18 protein-coding genes are annotated in these 24,398 nt (G+C 70.1%); 9 read left to right on the top strand and 9 right to left on the bottom strand.

Annotated elements, in window-relative coordinates; all coding sequences use genetic code 11:
* Positions 1-161: 161 nt before the first annotated feature.
* Positions 162-1,466 carry a phenylacetate--CoA ligase PaaK gene (gene paaK, locus H9Y04_RS20830; RefSeq protein ID WP_187815449.1) on the top strand — a complete coding sequence of 435 codons (1,305 nt, stop codon included), beginning with the start codon at positions 162-164 and terminating at the stop codon, positions 1,464-1,466.
* Here the strand turns inward: paaK and H9Y04_RS20825 are convergent.
* Entirely contained in the window at positions 1,417-2,499 is a 1,083-nt protein-coding gene (locus tag H9Y04_RS20825) for a LysR family transcriptional regulator (RefSeq protein WP_187815448.1), read from the bottom strand. The genes paaK and H9Y04_RS20825 overlap by 50 nt on opposite strands.
* Positions 2,500-2,647: 148 nt before the next feature.
* On the opposite strand from H9Y04_RS20825, the gene H9Y04_RS20820 reads away from it, so the two are divergent.
* Together H9Y04_RS20820 and H9Y04_RS20815 are read left to right on the top strand one after the other, a co-directional pair.
* Positions 2,648-4,135, top strand: coding sequence for an MFS transporter (locus tag H9Y04_RS20820; RefSeq protein ID WP_438818124.1), 1,488 nt, complete (start codon positions 2,648-2,650; stop codon positions 4,133-4,135).
* 21 nt (positions 4,136-4,156) lie between these two features.
* Complete coding sequence (locus tag H9Y04_RS20815; RefSeq protein WP_187815447.1) at positions 4,157-4,675, top strand: pyridoxamine 5'-phosphate oxidase family protein; 519 nt, start codon at positions 4,157-4,159, stop codon at positions 4,673-4,675.
* Between the two features lie 314 nt (positions 4,676-4,989).
* On the opposite strand, the gene H9Y04_RS20810 is transcribed toward H9Y04_RS20815, so the two are convergent.
* On the bottom strand, positions 4,990-5,520 hold the full coding sequence (locus H9Y04_RS20810) for an SMI1/KNR4 family protein (RefSeq protein ID WP_236071134.1): 531 nt from the start codon (positions 5,518-5,520) through the stop codon (positions 4,990-4,992).
* A 110-nt stretch (positions 5,521-5,630) separates the two neighbouring features.
* On the opposite strand from H9Y04_RS20810, the gene H9Y04_RS20805 reads away from it, so the two are divergent.
* Entirely contained in the window at positions 5,631-6,233 is a 603-nt protein-coding gene (locus tag H9Y04_RS20805) for a hypothetical protein (protein WP_187815446.1), read from the top strand.
* Positions 6,234-6,348: 115 nt separating this feature from the next.
* Here the strand turns inward: H9Y04_RS20805 and H9Y04_RS20800 are convergent, their stop codons facing one another.
* A complete protein-coding gene (locus H9Y04_RS20800) occupies positions 6,349-7,044 on the bottom strand; it encodes a TetR/AcrR family transcriptional regulator (RefSeq protein ID WP_187815445.1) in 696 nt (231 codons plus the stop codon).
* 134 nt (positions 7,045-7,178) lie between these two features.
* Here H9Y04_RS20800 and H9Y04_RS20795 point away from each other — a divergent pair, with 134 nt between their 5' ends.
* Positions 7,179-8,657 carry an APC family permease gene (locus H9Y04_RS20795; RefSeq protein ID WP_187815444.1) on the top strand — a complete coding sequence of 493 codons (1,479 nt, stop codon included), beginning with the start codon at positions 7,179-7,181 and terminating at the stop codon, positions 8,655-8,657.
* Between the two features lie 97 nt (positions 8,658-8,754).
* Positions 8,755-10,392, top strand: coding sequence for an amidohydrolase (locus H9Y04_RS20790; protein ID WP_187815443.1), 1,638 nt, complete (start codon positions 8,755-8,757; stop codon positions 10,390-10,392).
* Between the two features lie 447 nt (positions 10,393-10,839).
* Here H9Y04_RS20790 and H9Y04_RS20785 read toward each other — a convergent pair whose 3' ends face one another.
* Complete coding sequence (locus H9Y04_RS20785; RefSeq protein ID WP_187815442.1) at positions 10,840-11,826, bottom strand: ArsR/SmtB family transcription factor; 987 nt, start codon at positions 11,824-11,826, stop codon at positions 10,840-10,842.
* 131 nt (positions 11,827-11,957) lie between these two features.
* Between H9Y04_RS20785 and H9Y04_RS20780 the strand changes: the two genes are divergently transcribed.
* Complete coding sequence (locus H9Y04_RS20780) at positions 11,958-13,184, top strand: MFS transporter (RefSeq protein WP_187815441.1); 1,227 nt, start codon at positions 11,958-11,960, stop codon at positions 13,182-13,184.
* 29 nt (positions 13,185-13,213) lie between these two features.
* On the opposite strand, the gene H9Y04_RS20775 is transcribed toward H9Y04_RS20780, so the two are convergent.
* From H9Y04_RS20775 to H9Y04_RS20765, 3 genes are all read right to left on the bottom strand, one after another.
* On the bottom strand, positions 13,214-13,744 hold the full coding sequence (locus tag H9Y04_RS20775) for a GNAT family N-acetyltransferase (RefSeq protein ID WP_187815440.1): 531 nt from the start codon (positions 13,742-13,744) through the stop codon (positions 13,214-13,216).
* 52 nt (positions 13,745-13,796) lie between these two features.
* The gene (locus H9Y04_RS20770) at positions 13,797-14,156 is read right to left on the bottom strand and encodes an SAV_915 family protein (RefSeq protein WP_187815439.1); all 360 of its coding nucleotides are present in this window, start codon (positions 14,154-14,156) and stop codon (positions 13,797-13,799) included.
* A gap of 185 nt (positions 14,157-14,341) precedes the next feature.
* Positions 14,342-15,841: an acyl-CoA synthetase gene (locus H9Y04_RS20765; RefSeq protein WP_187815438.1), complete on the bottom strand. Its 1,500-nt coding sequence runs from the start codon at positions 15,839-15,841 to the stop codon at positions 14,342-14,344.
* Between the two features lie 190 nt (positions 15,842-16,031).
* Between H9Y04_RS20765 and H9Y04_RS20760 the strand changes: the two genes are divergently transcribed.
* Together H9Y04_RS20760 and H9Y04_RS20755 are read left to right on the top strand one after the other, a co-directional pair.
* On the top strand, positions 16,032-18,446 hold the full coding sequence (locus H9Y04_RS20760; protein WP_187815437.1) for a penicillin acylase family protein: 2,415 nt from the start codon (positions 16,032-16,034) through the stop codon (positions 18,444-18,446).
* A gap of 231 nt (positions 18,447-18,677) precedes the next feature.
* Positions 18,678-21,677: a carbohydrate binding domain-containing protein gene (locus tag H9Y04_RS20755; RefSeq protein ID WP_187815436.1), complete on the top strand. Its 3,000-nt coding sequence runs from the start codon at positions 18,678-18,680 to the stop codon at positions 21,675-21,677.
* Here H9Y04_RS20755 and H9Y04_RS20750 read toward each other — a convergent pair whose 3' ends face one another.
* A complete protein-coding gene (locus H9Y04_RS20750) occupies positions 21,678-22,781 on the bottom strand; it encodes a calcium:cation antiporter (RefSeq protein WP_187815435.1) in 1,104 nt (367 codons plus the stop codon).
* 59 nt (positions 22,782-22,840) lie between these two features.
* Complete coding sequence (locus tag H9Y04_RS20745) at positions 22,841-24,391, bottom strand: acyl-CoA synthetase (RefSeq protein ID WP_187815434.1); 1,551 nt, start codon at positions 24,389-24,391, stop codon at positions 22,841-22,843.
* Positions 24,392-24,398: the final 7 nt, after the last annotated feature.

The following is a 24,398-nucleotide window of genomic DNA, read 5'->3' as shown; positions in this document are numbered from 1 at the left end:
ACTGCCCGCCGCACACCCCTTGTCCGCGGCCCCCGCCTCCTGAATTACTGATCCCGGGAAGCTCAACCGAATGATCGGTCGTCCGCTACGGGCGTCCGTGGACGGTACGAGCGCCCGCGGACGGTACGGGACAGCAGACGGCACGGACAGGGGTACGGCGGATGGCGGACATGCTCGACGCGGGTGAGCGGCTCAACGCGCAGGAGCTGCGGGAGCTCCAACTGGCGCGGCTGCGCGACGCGTTGGAGCACGCGTACCGCAATGTGCCGCACTACCAGGCCGCCTTCGACAAGGCCGGAGTGCGCCCCGAGGACTGCCGCTCGCTCGCGGATCTGGCCCGGTTCCCCTTCACCACCAAGGCCGATCTGCGGGAGAACTACCCCTTCGGGATGTTCGCCGTCGACCGCTCACAGATCCGCCGGATCCACGCGTCCAGCGGCACGACCGGGCGGCCGACCGTGGTCGGCTACACCGAGGGCGATCTGGACGTCTGGGCCGATGTGGTCGCCCGGTCCATACGGGCGGCGGGCGGGCGCCCGGGGCAGATCGTCCATGTGGCGTACGGATACGGCCTGTTCACAGGCGGGCTCGGCGCGCATTACGGCGCCGAACGGCTCGGCTGCACGGTCGTGCCCGCGTCCGGCGGCATGACCGCACGGCAGGTCCAGCTGATCCAGGACTTCCGCCCCGAGATCATCATGGTGACGCCCTCGTACATGCTCACGCTCCTCGACGAGTTCGAGCGCCAGGGCATCGACCCGCGAAGCACCTCTCTGAAGACGGGCATCTTCGGGGCCGAGCCGTGGACCGAGCAGATGCGCGCGGAGATCGAGGAGCGGTTCGCGATCGACGCCGTGGACATCTACGGGCTCTCCGAGGTGATGGGCCCGGGCGTGGCGCAGGAGTGCGTGGAGACCAAGGACGGGCTGCACATCTGGGAGGACCACTTCTACCCGGAGGTCGTGGACCCGCTCACCGGTGAGGTGCTGCCGGACGGCGAGCAGGGCGAGCTGGTGTTCACCTCGCTCACCAAGCAGGCGATGCCCGTGATCCGTTACCGGACACGGGACTTGACGCGACTGCTCCCGGGGACGGCCCGGAACTTCCGGCGGATGGAGAAGATCACCGGACGCAGCGACGACATGATCATCCTGCGTGGCGTGAACCTCTTCCCGACCCAGATCGAGGAGATCGTGCTGCGCACGCCCGGCGTCGCCCCGCACTTCCAACTGCGGCTCACACGCGAGGGCCGCCTAGACGCACTGACCGTACGGGCGGAGGCACGCGCCGATGCCACCGGCGAGGAGCGGGCCGCTGCGGCTCAGGCCATCGGGCGGGCGGTGAAGGACGGCGTGGGCGTGTCCGTCGGGGTCGAGATCGTGGACCCGGAGACGCTGGAGCGCTCCGTGGGCAAGATCAGGCGGATCGTGGACGAGCGGGCCCGAACGCAGGTGCGGGAGGGCTGAGTGCGGCGCGCGCGGGAGAGCTGCGCTTCGCGCCCGCAGGACGGCTGAGCTCGGGGCGCGCGGGAGAGCCGAGCTCCGGGCCCACCACCCCCGGCACGGAACCGCGCACATCCCCCGGCACCGAACTGCGCGGATCCCCCGCCGACATCTCCCGCGCCACCTCCCGCGCGGTCCTGGCGAAGGCCTCGACCGGCCCGTCCCCCTGCCCCGCCCGCCAGACCAGCGCATACGTGACCGGCGCGGCGTCGGTGAACGGCACATAGGCGACACCGGGCCGGGCGAAGTACGTCGCCGTGTGCGCGGGAGCGAGCAGCGCGCCCTTGCCGCCCGCGATGAGCATCAGGGCTTCTTGCATGTTGGTGACGCCGGGCCCCTGGGCGATCGGGCGGCCGGCCGGGGTGCGGCTCGGGACGTGGTGCTCGCGCCAGTAGTCCGGCAGCTCACCTTCGAACTGGAGCAGCGGCACATCCGCCAGATCCTCCAGGGACACACCGTCCCGCGCAGAGAGCGGATGCGCCGAACCGATCACGAGCACACGCTCCTCGGCGAGCAGCGCGGGCCCACCGCCCAAGTCCTCCTCCTCTACGGGGAGTTCCTGCAGCTGCACGTCGAAGTCTCCCTTGCGCAGCTGCCCGTAGGGGTCGGTGAGCGGCACCTCGCAGATCTCCACCGCAAGGCCGGGGTGGCTGGCCCGCAGCGCCTCCGTGGCCTTCAGAGCGATCTCCCCGGTCAGCGGATTGGCGAAGCCGACATGCAGCACCGCATCGATCCCGCGTGCGGTGGCGGCCGCCCGCGCGAGCGCTTCCTCGATGCCCTGGTGGTGCGGTGCGAGGTCGTCGCGCAACTGACGGCCGAGAGAGGTGAGGGCGACCCGGCGGCTGGTACGGGTGAACAGCGGGGCACCGACGCGGCGTTCGAGCCGCTGCACCAGCTGGCTCACACGGGCCCGCGAGAGGCGCAGCTTGTCGGCGGTGCGGCCGAAGTGCAGCTCGTCGGCGAGCAGCAGAAAGCACTCCAGTTCATCGCGTTCCATCGCGGTCTCCCAGGTCGAGCCGATCGGTAAGCCTGGTTGAACGAACGTTGCGATCATCGCCGTTGTTCCGCCCCCTCGCTCTGACCGAAGGTGAAGGGGCCGCCGGACGGCGGCCCCTTCACCACCCCACTCCCCTTGAGGAATCGTCATGAGCACGCAGGTCACAAACCATCCCAAATCTCCAGGATCGCTGAGCGGCAGAGAGTGGGGCGTCCTGCTCGTCCTGTGCGGTGCGATCTTCCTGGAGGGCATCGACGTGGCGATGCTCAACGTCGCCCTGCCCTCCATCCGCGCGGACCTGGGCCTGTCCACCGGATCGCTGCAGTGGGTGATGAGCGCGTACGTCCTGGGCTACGGCGGCTTCATGCTGCTCGGCGGACGCGCGGCCGATCTCTTCGGACGCCGGCAGATGTTCGTCTTCTGGCTGACGGTCTTCCTGCTCTTCTCCGGGCTCGGCGGGCTCGCCTCGGAAGGCTGGATGCTGATCGTGGCCCGGTTCGTGACCGGTGTCGCGGCCGCCTTCATGACCCCGGCGGGCCTGTCCATCATCACGACCACCTTCGCCGAGGGCCCGCAGCGCAACAAGGCGCTGCTCGTCTACTCCGGCACCGGGGCCGGCGGCTTCTCCACCGGTCTGGTCGTCGGCGGTCTGCTGACCTCGGCCGGCTGGCGCTGGGTCTTCTTCGCCCCGGTGGTGCTCTCCGCGCTGATCCTGCTCGCCGCGCTCGCCTTCGTACCGAAGGCGCCGCGCCCCGAACGCACCGGCGGGAGCGTCGACTTGGCGGGCGGCCTCACGGTCACCGCCTCGATCGTGCTGATCGTCCTCGGCGTGGAGCGCGCCTCGCACACGAGCCTCGCCCAGACCCTGCTCACCCTGGGCGCCGGTCTCGCCGCGCTGCTCGCGTTCCTCGCCATCGAGGCACACTCCGCCAACCCGCTGGTCCGGCTCGGCATCTTCCGCAGCGGTGCCCTCGTCCGCGCCAATCTCGCCGGGCTGCTGTTCGCCGCGGGCTTCTTCGGCTTCCAGTTCCTGGTCGTGCTCTACCTCCAGGAGCTGCGCGGCTGGTCCACCCTGGAGACCAGCTTCGCGATGATCGTCATCGGCATCGACGCGATCCTCTCGCCGCTGCTCGTGCCTGCCCTGGTGGCCCGGTTCGGCAACGCCCGCCTCATCCTGGGCGGCCTGCTCACCGCGTCCCTGGCGTACGCGCTGTTCCTACCGGTCGGCGCCGACTGGGCGTATCTGACAATGCTGCCGAGCCTGCTCCTGCTCGGCATTGCGTTCGCCCTCGCATACGGCCCGCTGACCATCGTCGCCACCGAGGGCGTCAAGGAGGAGGAGCAGGGTCTGGCCGGCGGACTGCTGTACACCTCCTTCCAGTTCGGCGCGGCGCTCGGCCTGTCGGCCACCACGGCCGTGAACGTCGCCGCCACCGCCTCCGACGCTCCGTCCGCACTGCTCGACGGCTACCGGTCCGCGCTGTGGGTGCCGCTCGCCGCGGCCCTGCTCGCCGCACTGATCAGCGCGTTCGGCGTACGGGCCCGTACGCGGGGCCGCACGGTGACCGCCTCCGGCGAGCCGGCCGCCGACACCGCCCCTCGAAGCGGGCAGACCGAACTCCCCGCCTCCCACTGACCGCAGGAAGGAACCTCCACCATGCCCACGACCAAAGTCGACTCCTTCACCGACCTGCAGGACATGTTCTTCACCTACCTTCGCGACATCAGATACGCCACGATGATCACCGTCGACCGGCTGGGCCGCCCCCGCGCCCGCGTACTGCTCCCGGTCTGGGAGGTCGTCGACGGCCGCCCGGTGGGCTGGCTCGCGGTGTACAAGACTCCGGTCAAGACAGCCCACTTGGCCCACAGCCCGCACACCACGTACTCGTACTGGAATCCGCGCCAGAACACCGTCCATGTCGACGCCCTGTCCACCTGGGCCGAGGAAGAGGCCGACCGGCGCCACGCCTGGGACCTCTACCTCAAGGGCGGTCCACCGGGGGTGGGATACGACCCGGTCCACTACTGGCGGGGCGGCCCCGACGACCCGGAGTACCACGTGATCCGTATCGACCCCTGGCGAATCCAGCTCGTACGGGGCTCCGACCTGCGCAGCACGATGTGGCAGCAGGACACGGCACTCATGCCGGGCGCCCAGAGCGTGCCCGCTTGATCTGCTGGTGGGCCGACCGAACGCGTCTGTCCAGCGTGTGATCACTGATGCGAAGCGGGACCGGATCGAGCCGTTGCCGCCGGCCGATCCGGTCCGAGGTCAGCGAGGGGCAACCCATCGTCACACTTCCTCCGTCACATTTCCTCGCACGCCTCCTCCGCCCCGTCCGGCGCGCCGAGCCGGGTCGTGAGCTCACGCGTATTCGCTCCCGTGTGGTGATTTCGGCGAGGCACAGCACCCTTCTCCCCCACGAAGACGTTGCCGTCGGGGCCAGACTGGGTTCGTCCGCGGGAGACGACGGCTTGCGGCGGCGACTACAGGTATCCAGGCTCACCCGTGTCGATAGACCGTGCCACAGACCGCCCGAGCAGCTCCAGGAACTGCCGCAGGCTGTCCGCTGCCCGGTCGAATTCCGGCTCGTCCAGCGTTGCCGTTCGGGTCCGGAACACGGCGCCGTCAGGTTCGATGACGAAGAGCAGGCCGCCACCGTCGGAGGCGATCACCAAGCCCGAAGGATCACGTCCGTCATCAACGCCGACCGGTCCGTACTCCCGGAGATGATCGAGGACCGTTTCAGCCGAGTGAACCCAGTAGCCGTTGCCGACGTCAGCAAGATCGATCTCGCCGATGTGCTCGTAGAAGGTGAGCAGATCGACGTGGGGCAGGCCGGTGTCCGACAGGGTGCTCACCGCATCGGCGTCGTCCTCACCGGCCGACCGGATCTCATTGGGGCCGGGCGGGAATCCGTGCTTGGCCTCGAAGCCCGCCACGAGTTCGCTCAGCAGCGGTGACAGGTTGCTCGCCCACGACGACAGCCAGCCGGACGACAGCGCATGCCCACTCATGACGCCGGATCTTGTCACGGTGAGCCAAGTCCGACCGCACCGGAACAACGCCCTCTCATTGCCGCAGAAAATCGATCTTCGACTGCTGCTCGTTGTGCCAGGGTGCACGCATGTCCAATGACGTCGCGTATCCCGTCTTCCACACTCCCGATCCCGCACTCGCACTGGCTGTGGCACGTCAGCTCCTCAGCGTGGGGGACCAGGAGTACGTGCAGGTGAGCGTGGATGTCGAGCTCCCCCGAGTGCAGGACGTCCTGCATGTCTCGCGGGCCTTGCCCGACGCATGGTTCAGAAAGGAGGGCGACGACTGGGAAAGCGACCCGACTGGACTGAACGCCGGGGTTCACGCTCCCCAACTGCCCTCCGAGGCCGCTTTCCTGTCCGAGCATCTGCCGCTGTGGGCTTCGATGCTGGACCAACCGGCAGGAAGCATCGAGGACACCTTCACAGCGGTCGCCGGCAAGTACGTGGCAGAGATCCGCTGGGACTCCCTGGGGTGGCCAGAAGTTCCAGAGCGTGGCCTGGGCGCGGAGTACAGCCACGCTGTAGTCACCGTGCTGTTCAACACCGGCACCCGCGAGATGGACGAGTGGTCCCACGGGCATACCGTCCTGGTCCACGTTCGCCGGAGCGGTGGTGGGTACGACGAGCGGCATGCGTCTTGGCTGGCCGAGCAGGTTGGCCAAACCGTCATCGGCCCACCGCAGTTCTAGGTCTGGTTCGCCGGGGCAAAGGAGCCAGGAGCCACCGAGAAGCAGGCGGCCGTGCCCCACGCGTTGTCGACCCGGCATGCGGCGCCCCGCGCACAGCGCTTCCAAGGGACAGGCTCTAGCCGGCCCGCGCCTGGCTCTCCAGAGCCGAAAGGAGCAGGTCGAGGGCGTTCTCGAACGAGCTGTGCGCCATGAGGGGCAACTCATGGCGCACTTCGGCCAGTTGAGGGTATGCGGCGTCCGGAAGGTCCTGGTACGCCTCCGTCCACGCCCGGGTGTCCCCGCCCCGCCGCTCGGGCGCGAGGGCCAGGTGCGCCGCGTCCAGGGCGGCGTGGCCGAGGACCGTGTCGATGAACGCCGCGTAGTGCCGTACCGCCGCCTCCTTGCCGAAGCCGCCGCGCCGCATCAGACCGATGCCGATCTCCACCGCGCGGAACTCGTGCGCGCGGCGCGTGACGCGGTACGCGGCCATCGCGGCGATCCGCGGATGGCGGCTGTAGCCGGAGTAGACCCGGTGGGCCATCTCGCGCAGCCCTGACAGCCAGTCCCCTTCGGGCGCGAAGTCGTGCATGGTCTCGCCGATGATCCGGTCGGCCACGGCGAGCAGCAGATCGTCGGTGTCGTGGAAGTACCGGTAGAGCGCGCTCGGATCGCAGCCGAGCGCCGCGCCGAGGCGGCGCACGCTGAGCGCCTCCGCGCCGTGCTCGCCCGCGAGGCGCAGCGCGCAGTCGACGATCAGCTCCTCGGTCAGCACGGTGCCCGTCTTGGTCGGCCGGCGCCTGCGGCGCTCGACCGGAACCCGCCCTGTAGCCATGGCATTCCCTCCCACGCCCCGCCCTCGGCCGTCCTTATGTCAACACCATTGACGCAACTTTGGCAAGGCTGTTTGCTCATCGCCTCCGCTCGGCTCGTGCATCACTCCTTGTCCCCGGCCTGAGGAGCTCAACGATGAACAGCACCACCACCTCCGGCACGCCGCCACGGCTGCGCCGTTCTCTCGGCGTCGTCGACGGCGTCGCCCTCGCGGCGTCCAGCACCGCCGCGACCACCAGCATCGGCATCGGCATGGGCGCGCTCGCCGCGACCGTCGGCCTGCAGGCCCCGGCGATCCTGCTCGTCGCCTTCCTGCCGATCCTCGGCATCGCCACCGCGTACGCCCGCCTCAACCGCTCCGAGCCCAACATGGGCAGCGGCTATGTGTGGGTCGGCAAGTCGATCGGCCCCTGGCTCGGCTTCCTGACCGGCTGGGTGACGCTCGTCGGCACCATCATCTTCATGGCGTACACGAGCGCGGTGACCGGCTCCGTGGTCCTGATCTTCGCGAACAAGGCCGGACTGCACGAGCTCCTCGGACTGCAGCTCGACCCCAACTCCACCGCTCTCAGTACGGTGCTGGGCCTGTTCGTGCTGGCCGCCGTGACGGTCACGGCGATCACCGGCGTCCGGCACGCGACCCGCTTCCAGACCTGGCTGCTCGTCTTCGAGTACGGGGTGCTCCTGGCCTTCTGCGGCTGGGCGATCGTCGGCGGTACGCAGGGCTTCGACTGGTCCTGGTTCGACCCGTTCGCGATCGGGGACGGCACCGCCTTCGCACAGGGTCTGGTGCTCGCGGTGTTCTTCTTCTGGGGCTGGGACGCGGCGTTCAGCGTCACCGAGGAGACCAAGGACACCCGCGACGTGGGACGCGGCGGGTTCATCGCCCTGTTCACGATGCTGGCGATGTTCCTGTACGGATCGGTCGCCTTCCAGCGCGAGATGTCGCTGCCCGAACTGATCGAGCAGGGTCCGCAGGGCCTGACGTATCTCGGCGAGAAGCTGGCCTCCGAACCCTGGGCGACGCTCCCTCTGCTCGCGCTGATGTGCTCGGCCGTGGCCTCCCTGCAGTCCAGCGTCATCCCGACCGCGCGCGGCCTGCACGCGATGGGGCGCGACCGCACGATGGGACCGCTGTGGACGAAGATCAGCCCGCGGTACGGGTCCCCGGCCGCCGGCACCGTCGCGGTGATGACCGTCGCCGCCGGAGTCTCCCTGCTTGCCCTCGCGATCCCGAAGCTCAACGAGATGATCCTCGCGGCCGTCAACTCCATCGGCCTGATCGTGGCCCTCTACTACGGCCTGACCGCACTCGCCTGCGCCGTCCGTTTCCGCTCCGATCTGCGCACCGCACCCAGGCAGGCCGTCCGCTCGGTGCTCGCGCCCGCCCTGTCCGGCATCGCGCTGATCGGCATCGGCTGCTATCTCGGGCACGATTACTACACGATGAGCGATCACTTCGAACTCAGCCCGGACAACGGCTGGTTCATGCTCGCCGTGCCCTCCGCGATCATTGTGTCCGGCTTCGTGATGGCCGCCGTGGCGAAGTACGGGCGGCGCTCTCCCTACTTCCAGAAGCAGGGCTTCTCGCTCGCCGCGCCCGAGACCGACTGAACCTCCGGCTGATCCACCGGCCGAACCGATGGCCGGTCCACCGACCGACCACCGACTTGATCCACCGTTTGCTGTCACCACCGCAAGGAGCACATGAATGCACGCCGATCTGGTCTTCACCGGCGGCCCTGTCCACACCGTCTCCCCCGCCCGTACGAGGGCCACGTCCGTGGCGGTACGCGGGGAGCGCATCGTGGCCGTGGGCCATGACGAAGTACGCGAACTGATCGGGCCGCGTACCGAAGTCGTGGATCTCAAGGGCAAGTTGCTGATACCGGGCTTCCAGGACGCCCATGTGCACCCGGTCGGCGGCGGGATCGAGCTCGGCCAGTGCGATCTGAGCGGTGCGACCACGCTCGACGAGTACCGGCTGCGGATCCGCGCGTACGCCGACGCGCACCCGGAGGCCGAGTGGATCACGGGCGGCGGCTGGTCGATGGAGTCCTTCCCCGGCGGGCTGCCGACGGCCGCCGAGCTGGACTCCCTCGTCCCCGACCGGCCCGTCTACCTCACCAACCGGGACCACCACGGCGCGTGGGTCAACTCCCTCGCGCTGCGGCATGCGGGGCTCGACGCACACACCCCCGACCCGGCCGACGGCCGCATCGAGCGGGACGCCGACGGAGCGCCCACGGGCATGCTGCAGGAGGGCGCGGCGAACCTGGTCGGCAGACTGCTGCCCGAACTCACCCTGGCCGAGACCGTCGAGGGCCTGCTGCGCGCGCAGGAGCTGCTGCACTCGCTCGGCATCACGGCCTGGCAGGACGCGCTGCTCGGCGAACTCGGCAACCTCAAGGACCCGACGGCCGCCTATCTCGCCGCGGCCGGCGACGGCCGCCTGACCGCACGCGTCGTGGGCGCACTGTGGTGGGACCGGGCGCGCGGCACCGAGCAGATCGACGAACTCCTCGCGCGGCGCGAGGCGGGCAGCGTGGGCCGGCTGCGCTGCACGAGCGTCAAGATCATGCAGGACGGTATCGCCGAGAACCACACGGCAGCCCTGCTCACCCCGTATCTGGACGCCTGTGGCTGCACCTCGGACAACAGCGGCATCAGCTTCGTGCCGCCCGAGGACCTGCGGAAGTACGTGACCGCGCTGGACTCGCACGGGTTCCAGGTGCACTTCCACGCGCTCGGCGACCGGGCCGTGCGCGAGGCGCTGGACGCGGTGCAGGCGGCCCGGCGCGCGAACGGATTCTCCGATACGCGGCCGCACCTGGCCCACCTGCAGGTCGTCCACCCCGATGACATCGGCCGCTTCCGTGCGCTCGGCGCGAGCGCGAACCTCCAGGCACTGTGGGCCGCGCACGAACCGCAGATGGACGACCTGACGATCCCGTTCCTCGGCACCGAGCGCTCGGCGACGCAATATCCGTTCGGCGCGCTGCTGCGGGCCGGCGCCACGCTCGCGGCGGGCAGCGACTGGCCGGTCAGCAGCCCGGACCCGGTCCAGGCGCTGCACGTGGCGGTGAACCGCCGGCTCCCCGAAGCGCCGGAGGGGACGGAGGTGTTCCTGCCGGAGCAGCGCATCGACCTGGGGGCCGCGCTGGCCGCGTACACGGCGGGCAGCGCCCATGTGAACCATCTCGACGACGAGACGGGGACGATCGCGCCCGGATATCTGGCGGATCTGGCGGTCCTCGACCGCGATCCGTTCGACGGCCCCGCGGAGGAGATCTGCTCGACGGGGGTGGAGCAGACGTTCGTCGGGGGTGTGCGGGTGTTCGCCAGGTAGGGGCACGGTCGCACGCGCGGCGGCCCGTCCTTCCGGAGCTTCCGGACGGACGGGCCGCAGGCATTTCGTGACACGTCCCCGAGCAGGACGCCTCGCGCACCGGCCGCTCCTCGACTCCGGTCGCCCTCACCCGGTGAGGACAGCGGCGTGACCGGAGCCCACGCCTATCTCCTGCTGGTACATCCGCTCCTCCACGGGCCACGGGGCGGAGCCTTCTCCGCAACATAGGCAGCACCATGTCCCGCCCACGAGCAGAACCCCGCCGCAGCCGCACCGCCGCCCGACGGGGTCCAATCGGATGACGCACCGTCAGCCAGCTCCGCCGAATGTTTGACATTGCGTCAGGATCCGGCGGAACAGGCGCCAGGGCGGCATCCCGGTCCGCGATCTTGACACAGCGTCAGGGCGGGTGGCCCGACCGTCAGAAACCCATCCGGGACGGCGGGTTCACCCCGCCCCGGTGTCACCGGCAGCGGCGCTGACCAGCACCTCGCCCGCGGCCGACCGGAGGTAGAGCACGGAACGGCCCGCTCTGCGGCGCACCGCGAGACCCGAGTCGAGCAGCACCTTCAGATGGCGGCCGACCGAGCCGAGCGCCTGACCGGTGAGGGCCACGAGCTGCGTGGTGCTCTTCGGCGTGTCGAGCAGCACCAGAATCCGCGCCCGGGCCGGACCGAGCAGCGCCCCGAGCGACTCCGGCACATGGGCCCGACCGGCCTCCGCCAGCACACCGGAGCATGTGTAGACCAGCGCGTACCGGCTGCCGTCATCGCGCCAGGCGACCCATCCGCTCTTCATGGTCACGGGCACGAACAACAGCTGGGCATCGCCGAGTTGGCGCGGCGGATACTCGTACGCGTTGATCCGCAGCCGGCCGTCGCCGAGCCAACGCGTCCCGGGTCGGAGCCCGTCGAGCGCGGCGCTCCAGCCGCCCCGGCCGAGCTGCGCGGTGCGGGCGGCGATATCGGCCTCGAGGATCCGGCGCCGGCGTTCCCAGTACGGCCGCACGGTGTGGGTCCAGACCCACGCGAGCAGGTCGGCGGTGCGCTCGGGCAGATCGTCGCGTTCGAGGGCGGACGGCAACGGGCCGCCGAGCGAGACCGTCAGATGCCGGCGGGCTTCCGCGGGCGGAGTGGCGCGCAGCTCGGCGAGTTCCTGGTCGAAGGACTGCCCGCCCTCGGGGTCCGGGGGGCGGGTCAGATAGTCGGCGGTCCAGGTGGCGCCGAAGGCGGCTTTGACCGTCTGTGCGGTGAGCGGGTCGGCGGCGAGGCGTTCGCGGTAGGCGGGCAGATGGGTGGCGAGCCAGGGTTGTTCGCCGGGGTGGTGCGGCGTGCCGCGTTCGAGGGCCCTGAGTGCGGCGGTGGTCTCGGCGAGCGGGGAGATCACGAACCGGCTGTCGGCGAGCGTGTCGGTACTGATCAGCCACAGACCCATGACCTGCTCCCCTCGTACGGCCCTCGTACGGCGTCTGTACGGCCCTCGACCAGGCGTCCGTCCGGCCCTCGATGTTTCGCGTGTCCGCGAAACATTAACGCCCGTCGCGCGCGCCCTGCGAGAACTCCCCCATGCGCACCTATCGCGAGCTCTTCGCAGCCCCGGAGTTCACACCCCTCTTCCTCGCCTCCGCCGGCCATGTCGCCGGCCAGACCATGAGCGGTCTGGCGCTCGGCACCCTCGTCCACGCGGCGACGGGCTCGCCGCTGCTGACCGCCCTCGCCATGTTCGGCCCCTCGCTCGCCCAGGTGCTCGGCGCGACGCTGCTGCTCTCGGCGGCCGACCGGCTGCCGCCGCGGGCGGCGATGACGGGCCTGGCCGTGCTGTTCGCGGCGGGCACCGCCGTGCAGGCCCTGCCCGGGATGCCGGTGTGGGGGACCTTCGCCGTGCTTCTGGTCCTCGGGACGGTGGGCGCGCTCGGCGGAGGGGTGCGCTACGGACTGGTCAACGAGGTGCTTCCCAAGGACGGTTACGTACTCGGCCGCTCCCTCCTCAACACCTGCGCGGGCTCGATGCAGATCGCCGGCTTCGCACTCGGCGGCCTCCTGGTGGTGACGCTCTCCGCCCGCGGAACGCTTCTGGTGGGCGCGGGCCTCTATCTGCTCGCCGCCTGCGCCGCCCGCTTCGGTCTCTCCCGCCGGCCCGCCCGCGCCCAGGGCCGGCCCTCCGTGGCACAGACCTGGCGTACGAACTCCCTTCTGTGGTCGGACCGTTCACGCCGCCGGGTCTACCTCGCGCTCTGGCTGCCCAACGGCCTGGTGGTCGGCGCCGAATCCCTCTTCGTCTCGTACGCGCCGTCGCAGGCGGGCGCACTGTTCGCGAGCGCCGCGGGCGGCATGCTGCTCGGTGACATCCTCATCGGCCGCTTCGTGCCGCCCGCCGTCCGTCGACGGCTCGGCGTACCCCTGCTGCTCCTCCTCGCCACCCCGTACCTGCTGTTCGCCCTGAATCCGTCCGTGCCGCTCGCTCCCGCCCTGGCCGCCCTCGCGTCGGTGGGCTTCGCCGCGAGCCTCGTCCAGCAGGAACGTCTCATGTCCCTCACGCCACCGGAGCTCAGCGGCCAAGCCCTCGGCCTGCACAGCTCCGGCATGCTCACGATGCAGGGCGTGGCGGCCACGCTGGCCGGTTCCCTCGCCCAACTCACCTCGCCCGCTGCGGCGATCACGGTCATGGCGGTGCTGTCCCTGACGGTGACCACGGTGCTGGCTCCGGGGCTGCGTACGGCGGCGGGACGACGGGGCGGCGACCCGGGTCCGCGACCGGGGCTGGGCGTCGCCCCTGTGTCCGACAAGGCCTGAGCCGTCCGAGTAGGTGGGCCCGAACGCCGCTACCGGGCCTGCTTGCGGTACAGCACGCACGCCCGCAAGGGCCCCTCGGGCACGCTCGGGTCCTCGAAGTCGTCGGCGGGGTCGCGGGTCATGCCGATACGGCGCATCACGGCCTGGGAGCGGACGTTGCGTACGGTCGTGGACGCGACGACCTCCTCCAGTGCGAGCTCGTCGAAGGCGAAGGCCAGACAGGCCAGTGCGGCCTCGGTCGCGTATCCGTTCCCCCACGCCGAACGCCGCAGCCGCCACCCGACGTCCACCCCGGTATATGGCAGGTCCGCGCCCACCACGTCCAGGCCCGCGCGGCCGACGAACTCACCGGTCGCCCGCACTTGAAGGGCCCACCAGCCGAAGCCCCGCGCGTCGAAGTCGGCTCGCATACCGGCCACGACCGCATCGCTCTGCTCACGGGTCAGCAGCTCTCCCAGCTGGGCACGGACCTCGGGGTCGGCATTCATCGCCGCCCACGGTTCGAGGTCGGACTCGCGCCAGGGGCGCAGCAGGAGACGGTCGGTCAGGAGATCCGGCATGCCGCCCAGCCAACCGGCACGGGGCCGCCGATGTCGAGCGGTTTTGCGCCCGCTACCGCACCGCATGCCCCATGGGCCGGGCGGCGACCGGACGGGTGAGGGGCGCCCAGGTCGTGCGGCTGCCCGCGCGGGGCGCCGAGAACAGCGGGTCGACGGTGACCATCCGGATGCCGAGCGGTGCGGCCAGGGCGCGCAGGGCCGGTTCGGCGAGCCGGATGTGGGGGTGGCGGGCGCCCAGGAGTGTGGTGAGGCGCGCTTCGGAGGTGAAGGCGACGGCGGTACGGAAGCCGAGCGGCGTACGGAAGAAGCGGGGGCTCATGCCCGTGAGTCCCGGCCGGACGGGGACGAACAGGGGTCCGGCCGGGCCCTGTTCACAAGGCTCGGCGTCCTCGGCGAGAGCGGCTGACGACATGACGTACTCCTCGAAGCGGGCGCGCGCCCGGACGGCGATCGCGACTGGAACGACGATAGGCCCGCACCCGGGGGACGTGCGCAGCCGTCTCACGACACTGACGTCGGCTTGACACAACGGCCCGGATCCCGCGCGTACATCAGCCCTGGTTCCACGCGGACCTCCCCCCTGATCCGGCGCGGACCTCAGCCCCGATCCGCGAACCTGTCCCGCAGCTCCCGCTTCAGAATCTTCCCGCTCGCATTGCGCGGCAGCTCATCCACGAACAGCACGCGCTTGGGAGCCTTGAACGCCGCGAGCTGCTCCTTCGCGTGGGCGATCAGCTCCGCCTCGGTGACCTCGCCGCGCGCCACCACCACCGCGGTCACCGCCTCGATCCAGCGCTCGTCGGGAAGTCCGACGACGGCCGCCTCCGCGACCGCCTCGTGGGTGTACAACGCATCCTCGACCTGACGCGAAGCCACCAAGACCCCCCCGGAGTTGATCACATCCTTCACCCGGTCCACGACGGTGAAGTACCCTTCGGCATCCCGCACCGCGAGGTCCCCCGAACGGAACCAGCCGTCGCGGAACGCCTCCGCGGTCTCCTCCGGCTTGTCCCAGTAGCCCTCGCACAGCTGAGGGGAGCGGTAGACGACCTCGCCGGGCGTGCCGTCCGGCACCTCCTTGCCGGACTCGTCCACGACCCGCGCCTCGACGAACAGCACCGGACGACCGCACGAGTCCATCCGGCCCTCGTGCTCCTCGGGCCCGAGCACCGTGGCAAGGGGCCCGATCTCGCTCTGTCCGAAGCAGTTGTAGAAGCCGAGCCCGGGCAGCCGGGCCCGCAGCCGCTCGAGGACGGGGACCGGCATGATCGACGCACCGTAGAAGGCCTTGCGCAAGGCGCTGAGGTCGCGGTGGGCGAACTCGGGGTGGTTGGCCAGCGCGATCCACACCGTCGGCGGGGCGAAGAGGCTGTCGTGTCCGGCCTCGACCAGGTCGAAGACCGCGTCCGCCGCGGGGGCGTCGATGACGGTGTTCTCCGCGCCGACCGCGAGATACGGCAGCAGGAACACATGCATCTGGGCGGAGTGGTAGAGCGGCAGCGAGTGCACGGGCCGGTCCGTCTCCGCCAGACCGAGCGCGTGTATCGCGCTCACGTACTCGTGCACCAGGGCGCGGTGCGTCATCATCGCGCCCTTGGGCAGCGCCGTCGTGCCCGAGGTGTAGAGCAGTTGCACCAGGTCCTCGGGGGAAGGCTCGGGACCGTCGTACGCGGGGGCCGCCGCGAGCCGCCCGAGCAGCGAGTCCTCCTGGTCCCGCAGCGCCAGCACCCGTACGCCCTCGGGAAGCCGGCCGGCGAGCGCCGGGTCGGCGAGGACCAGGGTGCTGCCGGACTGGCCGATGATGTACGCGAGATCCTCGCCGGTGAGGTGATGGTTGACCGGTACGTGCACCAGGCCCGCACGCGAGCAGCCGAGGAAGCCGATCACATACGCGTCGGAGTTGTGGCCGTAGGCGCCCACTCGGTCTCCGGGTGTCAGGCCCGCGTCGCTCAGGACGCGCGCCGCCCGCGAGACCGCGTCGTCCAGTTCGGCATACGTCCATGTGCGGTCCGCATAGCGCAGGGCGACCCGTTCGGGGGTGCGCCGGGCGCTGCGGCGGAGCATGGCGTCGACCGTGTTGCTGCGTACACCCGTCATGCCCGTGATCCTGTGCCGGAGCGTGGACGAAGGTCAAGAGCCGCGTTCCGGGCCACGGGCGCAGCTCAAGGCCTGTGTGCCCGCACAGCCGCCCTGTGGCACGGCACAACCCCTCTGCACGGACGACGACAGAAGACCGACCGGTGGGTACGCTCAACTGCCCCTGCCCGCACATCCGTTGGGAGGACCCATGCGCCAGCGCGCGAGACGCCTGGTACTGCTCACCACCGCGCTGTTCACCGCGGCCGCCACCGCGGCGCCCGCGCCGGCGGCCGACCATGTCCGCGGCGAACGGCACCCGTCGCACGGCGGCCTTTCGGCCACCATCCGCTACACCGAGTACGGGATTCCGCACATCCTCGCGAAGGACTACACGAACCTGGGCTTCGGCACCGGCTGGGCGCAGGCCCAGGACAACGTCTGTGTCCTCGCGGAGGGTTTCGTCACGCTGCGCGGCGAGCGATCCAAGTACTTCGGCGAGGACAGAAAGCCCGACGGCTCGCTCTCCTCGGCCTCGACGAACGCGTCCAGCGACCTGTTCTTCCGCGGGATCAGGGAAGCGGGCACGGTGGAGAAGCTCGCCGAGCTCCCGCCGCCGCTGGGCAACCGTCCCGAGCAGAAGAAGCTGGTCAAGGGATTCGCGGCGGGCTACAACGCCTGGCTGCGGCAGAACCGCATCACGGACCCGGCATGCAAGGGCGCCGACTGGGTGCGCCCGGTCAGCGAACTCGACATGTCCCGGCTCGCGTTCGCGCTCTCCGTGCTCGGCGGCCAGGGCCGCGCGGCGGACGCGATCACCAGTGCACGGCCGCCGGCCGCGACCGGGCAGAAGGCCGAGGACACCTCCGCCGAGGCGAAGGCCGAGGCCGCCCGCGAGCTGTTCGCCACGGACGACGCCGCGATGGGCTCCAACGCCGTCGCCTTCCACGGCAGCACGACGGCCAACGGCCGGGGCCTGCTGCTCGGCAACCCGCACTACCCCTGGCAGGGCGGCCGCCGCTTCTGGCAGGTGCAGCAGACCATCCCCGGCGAGCTCAACGTCTCGGGCGGTTCGCTGATCGGTGCGGTCACCCCGTCCATCGGCTTCACGCCGTATGTCGCCTGGAGTCACACCGTGGCCACCGGCGTCCCGATGAACCTGCACCAGCTGACCCTGGACCCGGCCGATCCGACGACGTATCTGGTCGACGGAAAGCCGCGCAAGATGACCAAGCGGACGGTCACCGTCGACGTGAAGGGCGGCGCGCCCGTCACCCGTGACCAGTGGTGGACGGAGTACGGACCGGTGGTGACCTCGCTCGGCGCCGAGCTGCCACTGCCGTGGACGACCACCACCGCGTACGCCCTGAACGACCCCAACTCGGCGAATCTGCGCGCCTCCGACACCGCACTCGGCTTCGCGCGGGCACGCAGCGTGCAGGGCATCCAGGAAGTGCTGCGCGGCACGCAGGGCCTGCCGTGGGTGAACACCATCGCCGCCGATTCGCGCGGGCACTCGCTGTACACGCAGTCGCAGGTCCTGCCGCGGATCACCGACGACATCGCCGCGCGCTGCTCGACGCTGCTCGGCAAGGTCACCTATCCGACGGCCGGCCTCGCGGTGCTCGACGGTTCGCGTTCGGACTGCGGTCTCGGCCGCGACCAGGACGCGCTGCAGCCGGGGATCCTCGGCCCGTCGCGGATGCCGACCCTGGTGGACGCGCCGTACGCGGAGAACTCCAACGACAGCGCCTGGCTGGCCAATGCCGACCGGCCGCTGCGCGGCTACGAGCGGGTCTTCGGCAACATCGACACGCCCCGCTCGATGCGTACCCGCGGGGCGATCGAGGACGTGGCCGCGATGGCCGAGCGCGGCAAGCTGACGGTCGCGGATCTGCAGGCGCAGCAGTTCGCCAACCGGGCACCCGCCGGAACCTTGGGCGCGGCCCGGGCGGCCGAGGCCTGCGCCCAGCTGCCGGGAGGCATGGCAACCGGCAGCGACGGCAAGGCCGTAGACGTGACCCGGGCGTGCACGGTCTTGAAGAACTGGGACCGGACCATGGACGCGGACAGCCGGGGCGCACTGCTCTACGACCGGTTCTGGCGCGGCATGCGCTCCGCGCTCGGGCCGCAGGGCGTGTGGACGGCACCGTTCGATCCGGCTGACCCGGTGCGCACCCCGCACACCCTGAACACCGCCTCTCCCGCCTTCGCCCGCGCGCTGGCCGATGCCGTCACCCAGCTGACGACGGCCGGTATCGCCCTGGACGCCCGCCTGGGCGAGCACCAGTACGTGGTGCGGGACGGCAAGCGCATCCAGGTGCCGGGCGGCACCGAGTCCCTGGGGGTATGGAACAAGATCGAACCGATCTGGAACCCCGCCGCCGGCTACACCGAGGTGAGCACGGGCTCCAGCCATATCCAGGCGGTGGGCTGGGACGGCTCGCGCTGCCCGGTGGCGCGCACTCTCCTGACGTACTCGCAGTCGCAGAACCCGCACTCGCCGCACTTCAGCGACCAGACGCGGCTGTTCGCCCAGGAGAAGTGGGTGACCTCGCGCTTCTGCGAGAAGGACATCATGCGGTCGCCCGCCCTGAAGGTGGTGAAGGTCAAGGAGCGCCGCTGACCTGCCGCGCACGGTGAAGGCCCGAGGGGTTCGCCCCTCGGGCCTTCACCGTTTCCGGGCACTCCACAGCCACCGGGGCGATCCGGGCTCGACTCGGCGCTGCGCGAGCTCTTTACGCGCCTGTCGTGTACCTGTAACTTCCGCGCTGCAATAACTTGCAGGAATTTTCCGGTTGTCCTTGCAGCCGCGCACCGAACTCCCCACCCGGCAGCCCGCATCGGAGCGACGCCCATGAGACAAAGACCCTTCTGCCTGCCGCGACGTCGGCCACCCCGTCTGCCGCGCCGTCTGCTCGCGTCGTTCACGGCTACGGCCGGACTTCTGACCCTGCTCTCCGGCACCCCTGCCGCCGGAGCGCCCCCGGAGGCTACGGCGGCCGGCGCGAACACGGCGACCGTCTTCTACTACACGAAGACCAAGAACTGGACCTCCGCCTATCTCCACTACGCGCCGGACGGCGGCTCCTGGACGGCCGTGCCCGGTACGCGGATGGAGGCGGCGTGCACGGACTGGGTGAAGAAGACCGTGGACCTGGGCTCGGCCACGGGCCTGGCCGCCACGTTCAACAACGGCAGCGGCACCTGGGACAACAACGGCGGCGCCAATTACGCGCTCGGCACGGGTGTGATCACCGTCAAGGACGGCGTCGTGGCCCACAGCGACCCGTGCGCCGGCACCGATCCGGTCGAGCCCGGCAACGAGGCCACCGTCTACTACTCCACCGCGACCTCCGGCTGGACCACCGCCAACCTGCACTACGCCCCCACCGGCGGATCCTGGACGACAGCCCCGGGCATCGGGATGGCAGCCGCCTGCACCGGCTGGTGGAAGAAGACCGTGGACCTCGGCACGGCCACGACATGGCAGGCCACGTTCAACAACGGCAACGGCATCTGGGACAACAACAACGGCGCCAACTACGCACTCGCAGCCGGAATCACCACAGTGAAGTCCGGTGCGGTCACCAAGGACGCCAAGGACCCCTGCGCCGCACAGGAGCCGGACACCCAGGCTCCGACGGCACCCACCAAGGTCACCGCGAGCGCCACCCACACCTCCGTCGTGCTCACCTGGGAGGCCGCGACCGACGACACGGCCGTGACCAAGTACCAGGTCACCCGCACCGGAGGCACGAAGGGCACGGTCGTCACCGATGTCGGCTCAACTGTCCTCTCGGACACGGGACTCGAGGCGAAGACCGTCTACACGTATACGGTGAAGGCCGTGGACGCGGCCGGAAACGTGTCCCCCGCCTCCGACGAGGCGAAGGCGACCACCGGCGAGGCGGCGCCCGAGCCGGACCCCGGCGCCCCGCTGGGCACCGATCCGCGCAAGGACCCGATCTACTTCGTCCTCACGGCCCGATTCAACGACGGTGACCCGACCAACAACCGCGGCGGCAGCCAGCATGTGAAGTCCGGGAACGCGGCCAACGACGACCCGATGTTCCGGGGGGACTTCAAGGGCCTGGTCGCCAAGCTCGACTACATCAAGGCGCTCGGCTTCTCCGCGGTCTGGGTCACCCCGGTCGTCCTCAACCGCTCGGACTACGACTACCACGGGTACCACGGGTACGACTTCTACAAGGTCGACCCGCGCCTGGAGTCCGCCGGCGCCTCGTACCAGGACCTGATCAACGCCGCGCACGCCAAGGGCATGAAGATCTACCAGGACGTGGTCTACAACCACAGCTCCCGCTGGGGCGCCAAGGGCCTGGCCACGCCGAAGGTGTACGGCGTGCGCGACGCGCAGTGGAGCTGGTACTACGACGAGAAGAACGAGGGCTTCGAGTACGACGGCCTGACGGTCGAGCCCAAGTCGGGGAAGTCGTACTACAACGGCGACCTGTGGTCGACCGCCGAGCCGTCCGGGAACACCTGCCTCAACTGGGGCAAGCCCACCGGCGGCAAGAGCCCGGAGGGCTACACACTCTACAACTGCCAGTGGCCGAGCCCCACTTCGGGCATGTTCCCCAAGGCGCTCTACCACCAGTGCTGGATCGGCAACTGGGAGGGCGAGGACTCCCGCTCGTGCTGGCTGCACGAGGACCTCGCCGACTTCAACACCGAGAACACCGCCGTCCAGAACCATCTCATCGGCGCGTACAGCAAGTACATCGACATGGGCGTGGACGGCTTCCGCGTGGACACGGCCGTGCACATCCCGCGCACCACCTGGAACCGCCGCTTCCTGCCCGCCATCAACGAGCGGGTCACGCAGCGGTTCGGTGCCGAGAAGGCCAGGAACTTCTTCGTCTTCGGCGAGGTCGCGGCCTTCGTCAACGACAAGTGGAACCGCGGGTCCGTGAACCACTCCGCGCAGTTCTACACCTGGAAGGAGCGCAAGGAGTACGCCGCCGACGATGCCGCGGCCGCCCTGGAGATGTACGACTACGAGCAGCAGTTGGGCACCGGCAATCAGCCGACCTCCACCAACGCCTTCCTGAACGGCAACAGCTACCACGCCCCGGACCACAGCAAGTTCTCCGGGATGCACATCATCGACATGCGGATGCACATGAACTTCGGTGATGCGCCGAATGCCTTCGGCAACGGCAAGGACTCCGACGACTCCGTCAACGACGCCACGTACAACGTCGTCTACGTGGACAGCCATGACTACGGGCCGAACAAGAGCAGCGAGCGCTATGCGGGCGGCACCGACGCCTGGGCCGAGAACATGTCGTTGATGTGGACCTTCCGCGGCATTCCGACGCTGTACTACGGCTCGGAGATCGAGTTCCAGAAGGGCAAGAAGATCGACTGCGGTCCGAGCTGCCCGCTCGCCACGACGGGCCGCGCGTACTTCGGCGACCATCTCGCCGGGTCGGTCACCGCGAGCGACTTCGGGAAGGTCGCCTCGTCGAGCGGCACGGTCGCCACGACGCTCGACCAGCCGCTGGTCAAGCATCTGCAGCGGCTGAACCAGATCCGCCGGGCCGTGCCCGCGCTGCAGATGGGCCAGTACTCGACGGAGGGCATCAGCGGGCAGATGGCGTTCAAGCGGCGTTACACCAGCGGGAGCACGGACAGCTTCGCGCTGGTCACGGTCTCGGGCGCGGCCACGTACACCGGCATCCCGAACGGGACGTACACCGATGCCGTCACCGGAGACATCAAGGCGGTCTCGAACGGGACGCTGTCCGTAACCGCACCAGGCAAGGGCAACCTGCGGGTGTACGTGCTGAACGGTCCCGGGAAGATCGGCGGTGACGGTCTCTACCTCAAGTAACTAGGGGCTGATCGCCAGGAACACGAACGACGCGAACACCACCAGATGCACCCCGCCCTGGAGGAGAGTCGCCCTGCCCGGAACCACGGTCAGGGCGCTCACCACCATCGTCAGGGCGAGCAGCACCATATGGGTGGCGCCGAGGCCGAGGTGCAGCGGCCCGTCCAGCCAGATCGAGGCGACGGCGATCGCGGGGATCGTCAGACCGATGCTCGCGATCGCCGAGCCGTGCGCCAGGTTGAGGCTGATCTGCACCCGGTCGCGGCGCGCCGAGCGGTAGGCCGCGAGGGTCTCCGGCAGCAGGACGAGCAGCGCGATCACGACACCGACGGCCGACTGCGGCAGGCCGGCGTCGTCGATCACGGACTCGATCGTGGGCGAGATGCCCTTGGAGTTGCCGACCACCGCGATCAGCGAGACGAGGAGCAGCACGACGCTGATCAGGGTCTCGCGGCCGGTCGGCGGGTGGGCGTGCGCCTCCTCGTCGAGCACTTCGCCGTCGCGGGTGACGGGCAGGAAGTAGTCGCGGTGGCGGATCGTCTGCATGGCCACGAACAGCAGATAGAGCCCGATGGAGACGATCGCGGCGAAGGCCAGCTGCGCGCTGGTGAACTGCGGGCCCTGGGCGCCGTGCGTGAAGGTCGGCAGCACGAGGCTGAGGGTGGCGAGGGTCGCCACGGTGGAGAGCGCCGCGACGGTGCCGTCCGTGTTGAAGGCGGCCACGCCGTTGCGCCAGGCCCCGACCAGGAGGGTCAGGCCGACGATGCCGTTGCAGGTGATCATGACCGCGGCGAACACGGTGTCCCGGGCGAGCGAGGACGCTTTCGGTCCGCCGTCGGCCATCAGGGTGACGATCAGCGCCACCTCGATCAGGGTCACGGCGACCGCGAGCACCAGGGAGCCGAAGGGCTCGCCGACCTTGTGCGCCACGACCTCGGCATGGTGGACGGCGGCGAGCACCGCGGCCGCCAGACAGAGGGCGACCAGCGCCACCATGGGGCCGGGCAGGTCGCGGCCCCAGGTGAAGGCCAGGACCACGAGGGCGATCAGCGGGACGGCGGTCGTCCCGACGGTCGTGAAGGTGCCCGTTTTCGCAGCTGCCATGATCCAACGCTGACAGCTGTCGGTGCGGCCCGCTTCCCCGGGGGAAGCGGGCCGTGGGATCACATGGGCCGCTCGTGCCCCTCCCAGTAGGGCTCGCGCAGCCGCCGCTTGTACAGCTTGCCGTTGGGGTCGCGCGGCATGGTCTCGATGAAGTCCACGCTCTTGGGCCGCTTGTATCCGGCCAGCTGCCGCTCGCAGTGCGCGAGGATCTCCGTGGCGAGGGCGTCGCCGGCCGTGTAGCCCTCGGCCGGCTCGATGACCGCCTTGACCTCCTCGCCCCAGTCGGCATGCGGGATGCCGAAGGCCGCGGCGTCCGCGACGGCCGGGTGGGTGAGCAGCGCGGACTCGATCTCGGCCGGGTAGATGTTCACGCCGCCCGAGATGATCATGTCGATCTTGCGGTCGCGCAGATAGAGATAGCCGTCCTCGTCGAGCATGCCGAGGTCGCCGACGGTGAAGAAGTCGCCGATGCGGTTCTTCTTCGTCTTCTCCTCGTCCTTGTGGTACGAGAATCCGCCGGTCTTCATCTGCATGTAGACCGTGCCCAGTTCACCGGGCGGCAGCCGGTTTCCGTCGTCGTCGAAGATGGCCAGCTCACTGATCGGCCAGGCCTTGCCGACCGTGCCCGGCTTCTTCAGCCAGTCCTCCGCGGTCGCAAACGCGCCGCCGCCCTCACTGGCCGCGTAGTACTCCTCGACGCAGGTGCCCCACCATTCGATCATCGCCCGCTTCACGTGATCCGGGCAGGGTGCGGCGCCGTGGATCGCGTGCCGCATGGACGACACGTCGTACGAGGACTTCGTGGCCTCGGGCAGCGCGAGCAGCCGGTGGAACTGGGTCGGCACCATGTGCGTGTGCGTGCACTTGTAGGTGTCGATCAGGCGCAGCATCTCCTCGGGCGTCCACTTGTCCATGAGGACCAGCGGATGTCCGATGTGCAGCGATGCACCCGCGAACTGCAGCACGGCCGTGTGGTAGAGCGGCGAGCACACGAGGTGCACGTTGTCGTCGAACGGCTTGATGCCGAAGATGCCGAGGAACCCGCCGAGATACGTCTCCTCGGGCAGCTTCCCGGACAGTGGCCGGCGGATGCCGCGCGGACGGCCCGTCGTACCGGAGGTGTAGTTCATCACCCAGCCCTGGGTGCGGTCCTCGGGCGCCGACTCGGGCTGTCCGTCCAGGAGTTGGGCGTACGGACGGAATCCCTCGACCGTGCCGACCGCGAACCGCTGTTCGGCCGGGAGCTTCGCCTCGTCGGCCGCGTTGACGGCGGCCTCGGCGAAGCGCTCGTGCGCGATGAGCACCTTGGCACCCGAGTCGGACACGATCCAGGCGATCTCCGGGCCGACCAGGTGGTGATTGACCGGTACGAGATAGAACCCGGCCTGGGACGCGGCGAGATACGCGGTGAAGAACTCCACCCCGTTGGGCAGCACGACGGCGAACGCGTCGCCGCGCTCCAGGCCCGCGGCGCGCAGCCCGTGCACGAGCTGGTTGACGGCGGCGTGCAGGCGCCCCGCGGACCACTCCTCGCCGTCGGGGGCGATGAGCATGACGCGCTCGGGGTCGGCCGTCGCCTGCGCCCAGAAACCGTTGGGTGCTTGGGACATGAAGGCT

It is taken from the genome of Streptomyces polyasparticus (assembly GCF_014493765.1).
GTDB classification, from domain to species: domain Bacteria; phylum Actinomycetota; class Actinomycetes; order Streptomycetales; family Streptomycetaceae; genus Streptomyces; species Streptomyces polyasparticus.
This window is presented reverse-complemented; position numbering and strand designations above follow the sequence as displayed.

What these genes read in the sequence shown, in the direction of transcription:
- paaK (WP_187815449.1), top strand. Translation starts at nt 162, where the DNA reads ATGGCGGACATGCTCGACGCGGGTGAGCGGCTCAACGCGCAGGAGCTG.
- H9Y04_RS20825 (WP_187815448.1), bottom strand. Translation starts at nt 2,499, where the DNA reads ATGGAACGCGATGAACTGGAGTGCTTTCTGCTGCTCGCCGACGAGCTG.
- H9Y04_RS20820 (WP_438818124.1), top strand. Translation starts at nt 2,648, where the DNA reads ATGAGCACGCAGGTCACAAACCATCCCAAATCTCCAGGATCGCTGAGC.
- H9Y04_RS20815 (WP_187815447.1), top strand. Translation starts at nt 4,157, where the DNA reads ATGCCCACGACCAAAGTCGACTCCTTCACCGACCTGCAGGACATGTTC.
- H9Y04_RS20810 (WP_236071134.1), bottom strand. Translation starts at nt 5,520, where the DNA reads ATGAGTGGGCATGCGCTGTCGTCCGGCTGGCTGTCGTCGTGGGCGAGC.
- H9Y04_RS20805 (WP_187815446.1), top strand. Translation starts at nt 5,631, where the DNA reads ATGTCCAATGACGTCGCGTATCCCGTCTTCCACACTCCCGATCCCGCA.
- H9Y04_RS20800 (WP_187815445.1), bottom strand. Translation starts at nt 7,044, where the DNA reads ATGGCTACAGGGCGGGTTCCGGTCGAGCGCCGCAGGCGCCGGCCGACC.
- H9Y04_RS20795 (WP_187815444.1), top strand. Translation starts at nt 7,179, where the DNA reads ATGAACAGCACCACCACCTCCGGCACGCCGCCACGGCTGCGCCGTTCT.
- H9Y04_RS20790 (WP_187815443.1), top strand. Translation starts at nt 8,755, where the DNA reads ATGCACGCCGATCTGGTCTTCACCGGCGGCCCTGTCCACACCGTCTCC.
- H9Y04_RS20785 (WP_187815442.1), bottom strand. Translation starts at nt 11,826, where the DNA reads ATGGGTCTGTGGCTGATCAGTACCGACACGCTCGCCGACAGCCGGTTC.
- H9Y04_RS20780 (WP_187815441.1), top strand. Translation starts at nt 11,958, where the DNA reads ATGCGCACCTATCGCGAGCTCTTCGCAGCCCCGGAGTTCACACCCCTC.
- H9Y04_RS20775 (WP_187815440.1), bottom strand. Translation starts at nt 13,744, where the DNA reads ATGCCGGATCTCCTGACCGACCGTCTCCTGCTGCGCCCCTGGCGCGAG.
- H9Y04_RS20770 (WP_187815439.1), bottom strand. Translation starts at nt 14,156, where the DNA reads ATGTCGTCAGCCGCTCTCGCCGAGGACGCCGAGCCTTGTGAACAGGGC.
- H9Y04_RS20765 (WP_187815438.1), bottom strand. Translation starts at nt 15,841, where the DNA reads ATGACGGGTGTACGCAGCAACACGGTCGACGCCATGCTCCGCCGCAGC.
- H9Y04_RS20760 (WP_187815437.1), top strand. Translation starts at nt 16,032, where the DNA reads ATGCGCCAGCGCGCGAGACGCCTGGTACTGCTCACCACCGCGCTGTTC.
- H9Y04_RS20755 (WP_187815436.1), top strand. Translation starts at nt 18,678, where the DNA reads ATGAGACAAAGACCCTTCTGCCTGCCGCGACGTCGGCCACCCCGTCTG.
- H9Y04_RS20750 (WP_187815435.1), bottom strand. Translation starts at nt 22,781, where the DNA reads ATGGCAGCTGCGAAAACGGGCACCTTCACGACCGTCGGGACGACCGCC.
- H9Y04_RS20745 (WP_187815434.1), bottom strand. Translation starts at nt 24,391, where the DNA reads ATGTCCCAAGCACCCAACGGTTTCTGGGCGCAGGCGACGGCCGACCCC.